At 60.9% G+C, this 13660-nt stretch carries 8 protein-coding genes; 4 read left to right on the top strand and 4 right to left on the bottom strand.

The genetic code is table 11. From position 1 onward, the window contains the following. Positions 1-104 precede the first annotated feature (104 nt). A complete protein-coding gene (locus AX756_RS06650; RefSeq protein ID WP_068309848.1) occupies positions 105-1664 on the bottom strand; it encodes an arylsulfatase in 1560 nt (519 codons plus the stop codon). 246 nt (positions 1665-1910) lie between these two features. On the opposite strand from AX756_RS06650, the gene AX756_RS06645 reads away from it, so the two are divergent. The 4 genes from AX756_RS06645 to scpC all read left to right on the top strand — a co-directional run bounded on the left by AX756_RS06645 (position 1911) and on the right by scpC (position 9213). Beyond that, complete coding sequence (locus tag AX756_RS06645) at positions 1911-2621, top strand: Crp/Fnr family transcriptional regulator (protein WP_068309675.1); 711 nt, start codon at positions 1911-1913, stop codon at positions 2619-2621. A gap of 102 nt (positions 2622-2723) precedes the next feature. Next, the gene (locus tag AX756_RS06640; RefSeq protein ID WP_082738977.1) at positions 2724-4712 is read left to right on the top strand and encodes a multiheme c-type cytochrome; all 1989 of its coding nucleotides are present in this window, start codon (positions 2724-2726) and stop codon (positions 4710-4712) included. Positions 4713-4822: 110 nt separating this feature from the next. After that, a complete protein-coding gene (locus tag AX756_RS06635; RefSeq protein WP_068309674.1) occupies positions 4823-7195 on the top strand; it encodes a methyl-accepting chemotaxis protein in 2373 nt (790 codons plus the stop codon). Between the two features lie 500 nt (positions 7196-7695). After that, positions 7696-9213 carry a succinyl-CoA:acetate CoA-transferase ScpC gene (gene scpC / locus AX756_RS06630; RefSeq protein WP_197431063.1) on the top strand — a complete coding sequence of 506 codons (1518 nt, stop codon included), beginning with the start codon at positions 7696-7698 and terminating at the stop codon, positions 9211-9213. A 786-nt stretch (positions 9214-9999) separates the two neighbouring features. Here scpC and AX756_RS06625 read toward each other — a convergent pair. From AX756_RS06625 to AX756_RS06615, 3 genes are all read right to left on the bottom strand, one after another. Continuing rightward, complete coding sequence (locus AX756_RS06625) at positions 10000-11100, bottom strand: carbohydrate porin (protein ID WP_197431062.1); 1101 nt, start codon at positions 11098-11100, stop codon at positions 10000-10002. Between the two features lie 200 nt (positions 11101-11300). After that, positions 11301-11990, bottom strand: coding sequence for a hypothetical protein (locus tag AX756_RS06620; RefSeq protein WP_156461410.1), 690 nt, complete (start codon positions 11988-11990; stop codon positions 11301-11303). Positions 11991-12027: 37 nt separating this feature from the next. Next, positions 12028-13545 (bottom strand): NHL repeat-containing protein, encoded by a 1518-nt coding sequence (locus tag AX756_RS06615; protein WP_156461409.1) that lies wholly within the window; start codon positions 13543-13545, stop codon positions 12028-12030. Between the last annotated feature and the right edge of the window lie 115 nt (positions 13546-13660).

The following is a 13660-nucleotide window of genomic DNA, read 5'->3' as shown; positions in this document are numbered from 1 at the left end:
TGGCGTGAAATCGAGTCGTTTCAAAAAGAATCTTCAGCACGATCTTTTATTTCCAAAGAAGGCCGCCAGCGGGCGGCCTTCCTCGGTGTTTCTATGCCCGGAGCTTACTGGGCGCCGCCCGGCTGCGACAGCGTCTCCATCACCTTGTCAAGGCTGAAGGAGGCTGCTTCCTGACGCGGCGGGTATTCCTTGAAGGTCTCAAGGAAGCTGGCCACGTAGGCCTGTGCCGGTACCAGCATGTAGGCGCGGTCGAGCATCCAGTCGTAGAAGGTGTTGGAGGTCCGGTAACCGCGCTCATACGGATCGCGGCGCAGGTTGAAGATGAGCGGAACGCGCAGCGGTGTCAGCGGCTCCATCCATGCACGGAAAGTTCCCCAGGCCTTCTGCTCCAGGAAGGTGATCTTCCAGTCCATGTAGCGCAGCGCGGCAAGGTCGCCGTCATCGGTGAAGTAGAAGATCTCCTTGCGCGGGCTCTCCTCGGCCTCTCCGGTCAGCAGCGGAAGGATATTGTATCCGTCCAGATGCACCCGGTAGTCACGACCGCCGCCCACTTCGGCAACGGTGACGCCTTCCAGCAGGTCTTCCTTGATGGTTTCGTTGCCGGCTGCGGCCAGGAAGGTCGGCAGCCAGTCCATGTGATGGACGATCTCGTTGATCACCTCGCCCTCGGCGATCTTGCCAGGCCAGCGGACCATCGACGGAACGCGCCACGCGCCTTCCCAGTTGGTGTTCTTCTCACCCCAGAACGGCGTCATGCCTGCATCCGGCCACGTGTTCATGTGGACGCCATTGTCGGTGGAGTAGAACACGATGGTGTTGTCGGCGATGCCAAGCTCGTCCAGCTTGTCGAGGAAAATGCCGATGTGCATATCATGCTCGATCATGCCGGCTTGGTACTCGTCGACATGCTTGCCGACGATCTCGTCGGCCATCTCGCGGCGCTCTTCGCTGACATGGGTGCGGAAATGCATCCGGGTGCCGGACCACCAGACAAACCACGGCGTGTCGGCGTCTTCCGAGCGCTGGATGAAATCAATGGCGGCGGCGACGGTTTCATCATCGACGGTTTCCTGCCGCTTGATGGTCAGCGGCCCGGTATCCTCGATGGTCCCGTCGGCGGAGGATTTGATCACACCGCGCGGCCCCCATTTGTCGCGGAAGGTGGAGCCATCGGGCAGAACCATTTCGCCCGGGTAATCCTCGTTCTCCGGCTCTTCCTCGGCGTTGAGGTGATAGAGATTGCCGAAGAACTCGTCGAAACCGTGGTTGGTCGGCAGGTGCTCGTCGCGGTCGCCGAGGTGATTCTTGCCGAACTGACCGGTAGCGTAGCCTTCGGCCTTGAGCAGGCCGGCAATGGTCGGATCCTCGACCATCATGCCTTCTTTTGCGCCCGGCAGGCCGACCTTGGAGAGCCCGGTGCGGAAGACCGACTGCCCCATGATGAATGAGGAGCGGCCGGCGGTGCAGGATTGTTCACCGTAATAGTCGGTGAAGATGACCCCCTCCTCGGCGATCCGGTCGATATTGGGCGTCCGGTATCCCATCAGGCCCATTGTGTAGGCCGAGATGTTGGACTGGCCAACGTCATCCCCCCAGATCACCAGGATGTTGGGCTTGTCGGCGTCTTGTGCCCAGGCGCCTGTCGCGCTCAGCGCAAGCCCCATGAACGACGCGCCGAGCACGGCTCGTAATGAAAATCTTGATCGCATTCAATTTCTCCCTGGACAGCGGTTTCTGACAAACCGCCTTCTTTGAACATACCATCTCTGCATGACCGGGGCATCACCGCGCCGGTCCACTCGAACAAAAACACTGCACGCCCATCAGCGGCGTCGACAGGCGCACAAAGCAACTCTAAGCTCTCGTTGCTCGTTATTTCTAGTCCGATATCATTTTGGCTATCCCATCAAATGAATGTTTCCCAAAAGAAAGTCGCCAAACCTCAACCGCTTGACCAAGCCAGGTCCGTCCTTTTCGAACGTGGATGGCTGGCCGCGCGGGATAGCGCAACGCGCGAGGCACTGTTCGACATCGGGCGTTTGGCCAGTTTCGAATCCGGCCAGCCGCTTTACAACCTGAGCGATCCACCAAACGGCCTGTTCGGTATCGTTTCCGGCGTGGTCCAGATCCTGATCCCGGGCGAGAACAAGGAAATGCTGACCCCCCATCGCGCCGAGGCGGGATTCTGGGTGGGCGACCTTGCGTTGTTCTCGGACCAGCGGCGGTTGGTGAGCGTTGTGGCGCGAGGGCCGGTGCAGGCGTTGTTCCTGCCGAGTACAAAGCTGCGGGAGCTTGTGCGGCAACATCCGGATATGATGCGCGATTTCTATGCGCTAACCCATGCGAACATGCAAACCGCGCTTCGGCTGCTGGCCAACCTCTCGGTCACGCGGTCCAACAGCCGCATAGCGCTGCGTCTTCTGCATATCGCCGAGTCCATCACCCCCCCCGACGGTTGGATCGAGCTTTCGCAGGAGGAACTGGCCGAGCACACCGCCGTCTCGCTTCCGACGGTCCAGCGTTGCCTTCGGCTGCTCTCGGAGATGGACGCGATCGAGCTCGGTTATGGCCGGTTGCGGCTGCTGGACCGCGACGGGCTGTTCCGTTTCGCAAGCGACTGAGGCCCCCTGCCCGTGACGACACGGCAGCCCTTTCGCAACTTCGCCTCTGGCCTCGCCGGCCTTCGCAAGGATAGCGTGGCCGGAGACAACAGGAGAATCCCCATGTCAGCCGCCGCATCCCTCCGCTCTGCCGCAAAGGCTTCTGGCCTTTCCGGGCTCGCAAGCGCAGCCGGCGCCCTGTTGGTAGCCTGCCTTGTCGCGGGCCCCGCGCCGGCCCAGGAGCCGTCCGATCCGCCCGAATATGTCGGCAGCCCCGCCTGCGCGGAATGTCACGCGTCGGAATGGGAAGACTGGCAAGGCTCCCACCACGATCTTGCCTGGACGGAAACGGGTGAAGGTGTGTTGGGCGATTTCGACGACGCGAGCTTCACCCATCGCGGCGTGACCACCCAGTTCAGCCGCGAGGGGGAACAGCTTTTCATCGAAAGCGACGGCCCCGACGGCGCCATGACGCGCTGGCCCGTTGCCGGCGTGATCGGTATCGCTCCGCTGCAGCAATATTTCGTCGAGACCGAGCCGGGACGGTTCCAGACATTCGACATCCCCTGGGATACCGAGCGCAACGAGTGGTTTCACATGTATCCCGACCAGCATCTGCCGGCTTCGGAGGCCTTCCACTGGACAGGCCCCTACAAGACCTGGAACAACCGCTGCGCGGAGTGCCATTCCACCGATTACCAGCGCAATTACGATGCGCAGGAGAAGCGCTACAACTCCACCTATTCCGAGATCGGCGTCGGCTGCGAGGCCTGCCACGGCCCCGGCTCCCTGCACCTGGACTGGGCCGAGGCCGATGGCGATCTGCCCGGATGGCCGCTGGACGGATTGAGCCCGACCGGCTTCTCCGCCGATTTCACCACCGGCGATGCCGAGACCGAGATCCAGCAATGCGCCGCCTGCCACTCCCGGCGCGGCCCGCTGGAGGACGGCTCCCCCCTGCCCGGCACGCCCTTCCACGACGCCTATCGCCTCTCCACCCTGCGCGACCCGCTCTATCACGCCGACGGCCAGATCCTCGATGAGGTCTATGTCTATGGCTCCTTCCTGCAATCGAAGATGTATGCCGCCGGCGTGCAGTGCTCCGATTGCCACGACGTGCACAGCGCCACACATTACAATGAAGGCAACGGCGTCTGCCTGACGTGCCATTCGCCGGCCGGCAACCCGGATTTCCCCAGCTTGAAGCTGGCCGAGTATGACAGCGAGGAGCACCACTTCCACGAACCCGAAAGCGAGGGCGCGCAATGCGTCTCCTGCCACATGATCGAGCGCGTCTACATGGGCGTGGACGGCCGCCACGACCATTCCTTCCGCGTGCCGCGGCCGGACCTGTCGGTGAGCACGGGCGCGCCGAATGCCTGCACCGATTGCCACGCAACAGAGGGCCCGTTCTGGGCACAGCAGGAGTTGGAGAAGCGTTTCCCGGATTCCGAATATCGCGGCCCGCATTTCGCCACCACTTTCGCCGCGATCCGCAAGGGCGATGCTTCGGAGTTGGAGAATCTCGCGGAAATCGCACTGTCGGACCTGCCGGCGATTGTCCGCGCCACCGCGCTCGAGATGCTGCTGCCCCTTGGCTCGCCCGAACTGGCCGACCGGATGCTGGGCCTGCTGTCGGATCCTGACCCGATGGTGCGCGCCAATGCGGCCGGTCTTCAACGCGCCGCCGCTCCCACCGACATGACCGTGCGCCTGCTGCCCCTTCTGGAGGACGGCACGCGCCTTGTGCGCAATGCCGCCGTACGCGAGCTTCTCGCCGCACCGATCGCCCACCTGCCAGACAGACAGGCCAGGGCCATGCAGGCGGCGATGGGCGAATGGCAGCAAACCCTCGCCGGGACCGCCGATTTTCCGGAGACCCAGCTTGTGCTTGGTGGCATCGCGCTGACCACGCGCAACCTCGAAGGCGCGCTGGCATCCTTCGGTGAAGCGGTTCGGCTGGACCCGCAAATGACCAGCGCCTGGTCCATGATCGTCCGCCTTCAGGCCGCCTCAGGCCGGATGGAAGACGCACAGGAGACGCTCGACGCAGCGCTGGCCCGCAATCCGGAAGCACCGGATCTGCTGGCCCTGCGCGACCAGCTTCCCTGAGTTGAGGCGAGAATTCGTCGGCTGGGACCTGCGGCGGTTTCCGAAACATTAGGACTTGTGTGTTCTAGCTCGTGCCAGGATCCCTGTCACAAGTAACGGAACAGTTCGCGATGTCTTCCAAGAAAATCAACCTGGCCTGGAATACCTGGAGCATCCGCACGCAAATCAATTTCGCGATGGGCAGCGTGGGGGTATTGCTTCTGGTGATCTCGGTGATCTCGACGCTGCTCAGCTACAAGGTCGGCACGATTTTCACCGAATTCCGGGACGCCGCCAGCAATAGCCTCACGGCGAGCGACATCGGCGACGATCTTGTCCATGTCCGCCTGTCCGCCGTCCAATACAGGATTTCGGGCGAGGAAGAGACCAAGACCGAAATGCTTGCAATCATCAACGAGGTGCTCGAGCACGGCCAGGAATTGATGGAAGAGCACGCGGACGACCCCGAACTGGCCGCGCTCTTCGCCGAGGTCGTGGAAAAAACCGACTCATACCGAAGCAATTTCGAAGCCGTCGCGCTTCTTCAGGAGCGTCGCCTGGACGCGATGCGGGAAATCAACGAGATCGGCCCCAAGGCGCTCGACGACGTTACCGAATTCCTGGAAGACGCCCGCCGGCTCAATGACCCTCAGGCCACGGCCGCCGCCACGACGATTCTTGTCGATGTCATGGAGGGGCGCCTTCACCTCGAAACCTACATGCTGGAAAACGAGCAGGAAGCCTTTGTCGAAGCCACGGAACATTTCGATAACGCGCTGAAGACGAACAGCGCCCTGATGAAAGCACTCTCCTGGCCCCAGCTTGAACAACGCGCAAAGGACGCCCAGCAAACGATATTCGGATTGCGCACGCGCGCGGATCGAATTGAGAAGGCGGTCAAGCAACGCAACGATTTCAATGCCAAGATGGACGAGCTGGGCCCCCAGATCCAGCAAGCCCTGGAGCATTTTCTCGAAATCGAGGTCGATCGCCAGAATACACTCGGGCCTGCCGGCAGCGAAGCTGTCCATCTGGTAACGCGGACAATCGAAATCCTTGCGGCAATCTCGGTGCTTGCAGCGATCGTCATGGGCTGGCGCATCGGGCGTCTTCTCTCCGGGAACCTGAGACGTTCGGTGGCAACCATGAGCGAATTGGCCCATGGCAATCTGGATGTCGAAATCGAAGGTTCCGCCAATCAGAACGAGCTTGGCGAAATGGCCCGTGCCCTGGAAGTATTCCGCGAGAACGCCCAGGAAACGCGACGCCTCGAAGCCGAGAAGGAAGCCGCCGACCAGCGTGAGAAGCAGCTTCAGGCCGAACAGGCCGAGCGCGACCGGAAGGCGGCCGAAGCCCTGCAGCGCCGTGCCGAGCAGGAGAGACGTCAACTGGAGGAAGCCGAGTCATTCCAGCAATCCGTCGAGGCCGTCATCGCCTTGGCCGGAGAGGGCGACTTCACCGCCCGCGTTGCCACGGAAAGCTCCAATGCAGCGCTCTCGAAGCTAGGCGACGCAATCAACACGCTGCTTGAAACCGTCGATACCGGCGTGTCGGAAACCGCGCGCGTCGTACAGAAGATGGCCGAAGGCGACTTGACCGGCAACATGTCGGGAGACTTCAAGGGCGCCTTCGCCCGCCTGCAGAACGACGTCAATCATACGCTTGCCTCCATGAACCGATTGATCGGGGATCTCTCCGATCGCGGCCACAGCGTGAACGGGAAAGCCTCAGAACTGCAATCGGCCGCCCAACAGATGTCTCGGCGTTCCGAACAGAACGCGGCCTCTCTGGAAGAGACATCGGCAGCGTTGGAAGAGATGTCCGCGGGTGTTTGTCAGGTGGCCGGAAACATTGGGCAGGCCAGTTCCGACGCCCAGTCCGCCGCCGAGGCCGCTCGTGCCGGAGCCGAAGTCAGCCGCGAAGCCGTGACGGCGCTTTCCGAAATCACCGAGGCCTCCAAGAAGATGGAGTCGATCGCTGGTATCATCGAGGATATTTCATTCCAGATCAATCTGTTGGCACTCAACGCCGGTGTGGAATCGGCCCGCGCCGGTGAGGCCGGCCGAGGGTTTGCCGTGGTGGCCTCCGAAGTTCGGTCCTTGGCCCAACGCTCGACCGAAGCCGTGGCAGACATTTCTCAAGTGATTTCGACAGCGCGGGAGAAAGTGGAGGCTGGTGTTCAGAATGTTGGCAAGACACAGCAGGCGCTCGACAACATCGTGACGGCAGCCAGCCGGGTCAGCGAGCAGATGAACAGTGTGAGCGCCTCCATGGAGCAACAGTCTACGGGCATTGCCGAGATCAATACAGCCATTACGACACTCGATGCGAGCACCCAGGCGAATGCCTCGTCCTCTGAAGAGGTAACCGCCGCCAGCTCCGTCCTGCAACAGGATGCCGAAGGGCTCAGCAAGACCTTGTCAACCTTCCGAACCAGGGAGGACGATTGGTCATGGTCCGAAGGCTCGGACCCGAACCAGAGCATGTCTGGTCATGCAGCCTGACGACAGCGGAATGCCACTGTTCGCTATACAACAGAGACCTTGAAAGCGACCCAGCCATGAACGCCTCCATCCGCCCTGCAAGGTCGGATGGAGGCGGATGATCGTAACTCTGGGGGGGGATCCTGGCGCACCAACCGTCGTCTTTGAACGAAAGATCCTGTTTCGCGGGCGACAATTCTCCGTGACAAGACAGCCCTGATACGGCCACGTCGCTGGGATATGGCATTGCACCATGCGCAACACGGGTATTTTTTATCTACTTCAATACCTTAGACTAACTTCGTTCAAGCGGGTACTTTTTGACGCCACAACGCTTTATGGTCGCATTGATCGTGTCGTCGTATTGGGCATAAGGCACGGGTACAACGTTCCAATTCGGTTGTTTGCAGAGAAAAAACACCATTTGAGAGCGAATACCGGCCGATGACGAGGCCTGTCGTCGTGCGTTAAAGTAGCTGAAACCGTTGTCGATAACGGATCAGAATAAGGAGACACCAATCGTGGCCACGACAGATCGTATCCAGAACTCCTACCTCCGCTCAAAGGTCATGAGCGCCGATGACGCGGCTTCACTGATCAAGTCCGGCGACACGGTCGGCATGAGCGGCTTTACCGGCTCCGGCTACCCCAAGGCTCTGCCGCAGGCCCTTGCCGGGCAAATCGAGGAAGCCCACAAAGCCGGCGACCCCTTCAAGATCGGCCTCTGGACCGGCGCCTCCACCGGCCCCGAACTCGACGGCGCCCTCGCCAAGGCAGACGCGATCAAATACCGCCTGCCCTACAACTCCGATCCGATCGAGCGCGAGAAGATCAACCGCGGCGAGATGGAGTATTTCGATCTGCACCTCTCCCACGTTGCCCCGATGGTCTGGGAAGGCTTCTTCGGCAATCTGGACGTCGCCGTGATCGAAGTGACCGGCGTAAAGGAAGACGGCTCGCTGATCCCCGCCACCTCCATCGGCAACAACAAGACCTGGATCGATTGCGCGGACAAGGTGATCCTGGAGGTGAACACCTGGCATGACGAGCGCATGGAGGGTATGCACGACATCTATTACGGCACCGCCCTGCCTCCGAACCGGGTGCCGATTCCGATGGTCCATGCCAATGACCGGATCGGCCAACAGACCCTGCGTTGCGACCCGCACAAGGTGGTCGGCATCATCGAGACCGACCTTCCCGACAAGAACGCCCCCTTCCCGCCACTCGACGATGTCTCCAAGACGATCGCCGGCCACCTGATGGAATTCCTGAAATGGGAAGTGCAGAAAGGCCGCCTGACCAACAGGCTGCTGCCGTTGCAATCCGGTGTGGGCAATGTCGCCAACGCCGTGCTCGCCGGCCTGCGGGATTCGCCGTTCCATGACCTGATGGCCTATACCGAGGTTATCCAGGACGGGATGATGGACCTGATCGACGACGGCAAGATGCTCTGCGCTTCCTCGACCGCCTTCGGTATGTCCGACAAGGCCGCCATCCGGTTCCGGGAAAAGCTCGACTTCTATCGCGACAAGATCATCCTGCGCCCGCAGGAAATCTCGAACCATCCGGAAGTGATCCGCCGCCTCGGCACGATCTCCATGAACGGCATGATCGAGGCCGATATCTTCGGCAACATCAACTCGACCCACGTCATGGGCTCGCGGATCATGAACGGCATCGGCGGCTCGGGCGACTTCACCCGCAATGCCTACCTGTCCTGCTTCGTGTCGCCGTCGATCGCCAAGAAAGGCGATATCTCGACGATCGTGCCGCATGTCAGCCATGCCGACCACATCACTCAGGACGTTCAGGTGATCGTGACCGAACAGGGCCTTGCCGACCTGCGTGGACTTTCGCCGAAAAGGCGTGCGGAACTGATCATCGCCAACTGTTCTCACCCGGACTACAAGCCGCAACTCGAAGACTATTACGAGCGCGCCAAGAAAAACGCACTCGGCCTGCACACGCCGATGCTGCCCAGCGAGGCGCTCTCCTGGCATCAGCGTTTCCTTGAAAAGAAAACGATGCGTGCCTGACAAATCCTCGCTGGATTGAAATCGGAAAAGCCGGAGCGGCCCGCCTGCTCCGGCTTTTCTGTCGAGTAGACCGCTCTGGTACTGTTTCGCCCCCCACGCGTCTTGCGCTTCGGCACACCCGGCATTCCGTCACTCAAAACTGGACATGCGCAGAAGCTCCTGTTAGCCAAAACGTTGACAGACATGAGGAATAAGCGTCCCTCAGGTAATCTTCCCGCTTGGCACAATGCGCGCATATCAATACCCTGAATTGATTGGTGCCCGAGGAGAGATTCGAACTCTCACGTCCGCGCGGACGGGGGATCTTGAATTCTCACGATATGATTTAAAATCATTCTGTTACGATCCACGGCACCCATATAAATCGACGCAATCCAATCCGCCTGTGGGAGTCTGATGACCACCATTGTCATTCGTTGAGACGACAGAAAATATGGGTCACCCAGATGCCCATGGCACTTTTCCGACAGGACCGGCTATCGTCTCTGGCGGTCGGCGCCGTCTCAAGGCGACGGATCTGCCTTTTTCCTCGGCCTCTGGACCGACCACTGACAGTTCGCCAGATCGTCAAGGAAACGCAATCGAGAATCCTCCACAATCGGACACTCAGCTCCGTACAGGTCATGAACGGGCTTCTCGACAGTCCAAACCTTCAGCCAAGGAAATTCAAACCACCGTTTTCGTCCCATTTCCGGCCGTGCAGACGATTGGGACGATCGGCGGCTTTCACGGTTGGATCCCGAACCCGTCATTTTTTATCCGTCGCTTTGTCCATGAGACACAGGCTCAGAATGTGATCCGCGTACGCAATCCAAAAATGAAAGCATCTTCCCTGTCCGGGTTTGCTGCCGGGTTCCTCACGTATTGAAAGGACGGGGTAAGGGCCACGCGGTCGATGAGTTGGAAACGCCAGAATACTTCGCCAGTGTATTGTTCTCGCAGCCTTTCATTGGAAGGACGGCCCCAGGCGAGGCCGACCCCAAGCGCATCGCGCGCCGCCCTGTGGCGGGTGTCGATGGCAACGCCAAGACCTGCTGCCGCGTCGGCTTTGAACAGGGTCGCCTCCCCGTCGGAGATCCCGCCGAAGCCAAAGACAAAGTAGCGATCCTTGAGCAAACGGCTTGCGGAGAGTGTCATACCTTGGCTGGCCGGCGTTCCTTTCGCGCTGAGGGCGTCTTGCTGCCAGAATTGCAACCGGACCTGGTCGAAGCGCCATCGGTCGGGCGTGGTCGGGTAGTAGCGGAACTCCACGGAGCGGTAGAATTCGCTCTCTCCGATGGTGTCGAACGGGTTGTCCGTCGTTTTTGCATTGGCGTCGTGAATGCCGGCGACCACAACGAATTTCGGCGTGAGTTCGACACCAATGCCACCGCCGATCCCGCGGCCCGGCGCCGGCTTGGAAAGCGAACTCTGCAACGCAGTGTTCTGAAAGCCGCGCATGGAGGAGGACAGCGCATGCACGTTGTACCATGAGATGGCACTGATCTTGCCTATGATAAACTTCACCTTGCCCCCGGCCAACGTCTGCCGCCAGGCAAGCTCGGTCAGGGCGGAGCCGAAATCACTGAAGCCGGTGCCGGAGGGCGTGACGCTGCCAAACTGGTAGCCGAACTGGCTGGGCGGGATCTCGCTGCCGATCTTGTAGCGGTTCTCCAGCCGGAACGTGAGCTTGCCCGGGTTCTCGCCGCCGCGGTTCAGCAGCGTCCAGGCGCCCTGGATCTGTCCCCGGCCCGCGAATGCGTCGGAATACAGGGCCTTCTCATCATCGGTGGTCTGATAGAGCGTTTGGTAGCTGAACTGAAGCTGCAGGCCGGTACGGTCGTTCAATCGCTTCTTCCAGTCAAAGAACGGCTGAAAGACACTTTCTACCTTCGGGAATTCGAGCACGCCGCCGACATCGACATCGTCGAGGGACAAGTCCTCGGTGACGGAATCTCCACCTTCGAGGCTTTTTGCATCGCTCGCATAGCCCGAATAGGTGCCTGATGTCGCTGTGCTATCCTGAGCGGATACCGCGCTTGCACAGAGACATGCGTGGAGCAGCAGCAGGGATCGCGCCACGCGTCCCGCGATATTGCAGCGGCGCGTCATTCGTCCCCCCGCAGTCGCGTGTAGTATTGGTGGAGATCGTCCCCGACCATGTCGACCGGCGTATCGGCGGTTCCTGCGAGCGTCATGTCCTGTTCAAGGATCTGCGTTCGAAAGTGCCAACCTTCCGCGGGCGAGAGCTGTTCGGCCAGGTTCGCGGGATCGCCATCTTTCACCTCATTGCCATAGGCATTCAGGATGTAGGTATTTCCCGCGGCATCGACGAGTTCATAGACGGGCTTGCCGGCTTCGAAGAGGAATGTCTGCAGCTTTGCGCTGGTATAGGGCTTGTAGGGATCGGCTCCCTTGCCGGCGCCAAGTGCGGAAAGCGGCAGGGTCGCGCCATAGCGGGCGGCGATCCCCCCGAAATCGGCCTCCGCGCCCAGACCAACCGTCTGCGCATCCATTGTCCAGAAATGCGGACCGTTGAGCTGGGCCGCCTTCGCCCCATGGTCCTCGGCAATGGCCGCCGTGTCGAGCTTCTCCCAGGTCTCTTCGGGGCAACCGGCGGAGGCAGACGTATTGTAGATCTCCACGCGATCCTCAAAGATCAAAAGCACTTCGCAGAACCGCATGCCGCGTATGTCGGAGATCGTCACCGCTTCCACAGGCTTGGGTGACTGAGCGGTCAGCGGAGCCGCAAGACAGATCAAAGCCGCGGCTATACCCGCCATTTTCAAAGAGTACATTTTATTTCCCTTCGTTCTGAATGTCCGATCGCCAACTTCATGGCTGCTGGGGCAGGACCTTGAGCACGTAGAAACCCTGGTCGTGCATGTAGTAGAACCGCCCGCCATAGCCCGACGACAGAAGTGTGTTGAAAGCCATCGGCGGCAGCGGATCGGATTCGGCGAGCACCTCCCCGGTCAGAGCGTTCAACCATAGCGCCGTCTGGGTGTAGCTCGGTGCGTTGGTCTGATTCAGCTGCTCCACCGTCGTGCCAGGCGCGGCGCGCGCGGTGCCGAGCACACGGGCTTCAGCGGGACCGTAAAGCGCCTGCAGCGCGGTGGTCGCCCCGTCGAGGGTCCAGACCACTTCCATTTCGCCGCTCGCCTGATCGAGCCGGACGGCGCCGATCTTCATCATGTTCTGGTCGGCGGAGAAAACGAGGCCGTTTTCGGCGTCCACGGCGGATTTCGGCGGCGCCCAGCTTTGGCCTGTCGGCAGCTCCGTCCCGAACGGGTAGATCCGCGTGATCCGGGTGGCGTCGCGCTGGTTGATCGCGGCAATCGAGGAAGCGGCCTTGGTGGTCGGCAGACCGTTTGTCTGGAACAGGACCCAATCCCCGAGGATCGCGGGTGCATCACCTGTTGTCTGTCCCGGATCGAGATAGGGCGTCGTCCAGTCCGGGTCCTGCGAGAGGGTCCTGGTTTCGGAATCCCAGAAGAACCGATAGGCTTTGAGGATCGAGGGTGCATAGATCGCGATACGTCCGTCCAAACGCGTGATCGTGTGCGGCACGACCGTGTTTTCCGGCACGCCGATCTGGTCCAGCAACTCGAAACTCTCCGGGTCGACAGCAACGATGGTCGAGCCGGGCGAGGCCGCCACACCACCGGGGCATTGGAAGGCAGCCAATGTTCCCTGGATACCGCATGGCGTCGCCCGGGTCTGGTTCTTGACGATCAGCGTGCCGTCTGGCGCAATGGTCAAATGCTTGAAATTGCTTCCCTCTGGCGGCGCGGCACCTGTCGGCAGGGCTGTGTATTGCAGGATGCGACCGGTATCGCCGTCGAGCTTCACCAGGTGATTTCCGAACGCAATGGGAATGGTGCCATCAGGCAGGATGTTGAGGTTGGCCGCCCCGACCCATTCTCCGCTCACATTGCCATTCTGGAGATAAGTCCGCCAGATTTGCCGTCCTGTCGTGTCATCGACCCGCGCAACATAGGGGCCTGGTGGAACCTTCCCCTGCGGCGGCGGGTTGTTGCCCCCCGTGAGGTAGAGCTCCCCCGGCCGCCGGTTGCTCATGAAGAGCACGCCTTGATAGCTGTCGGCGCTCGGGGAGGCATGGACGGTGTTCCCGCCCCCCATATCCCCCAGGAAACTGGCGCAGGCATAGAGCTGACTGCGCTCGGAATCGCTCACTTCAGCCCCGTTCAACGAAGCGAAATACCCCGGCGTCTCGCGCGCCTGCGCGCAGGCCCACTCCTCCGCGATCCTGCCCAGCTCCGGTGGGATCGGGCCAGGTCCATCCTGCTGTGCAAACGCCGACGTGGCCACGACGAGTGCAACAATACTCAAAAAACGATATCCGGGCATCGCAATCCGGCTCCTGTTCTGCTTTCCCTTCACGGAGAATACAGGGGCGAAGTCGTTCGGATTTTGCTTTGCGCGCCACTTTTTTTTGCGGTGCGGA

It is taken from the genome of Aliiruegeria sabulilitoris (assembly GCF_001558155.1).
GTDB classification, from domain to species: domain Bacteria; phylum Pseudomonadota; class Alphaproteobacteria; order Rhodobacterales; family Rhodobacteraceae; genus Tropicimonas; species Tropicimonas sabulilitoris.
This window is presented reverse-complemented; position numbering and strand designations above follow the sequence as displayed.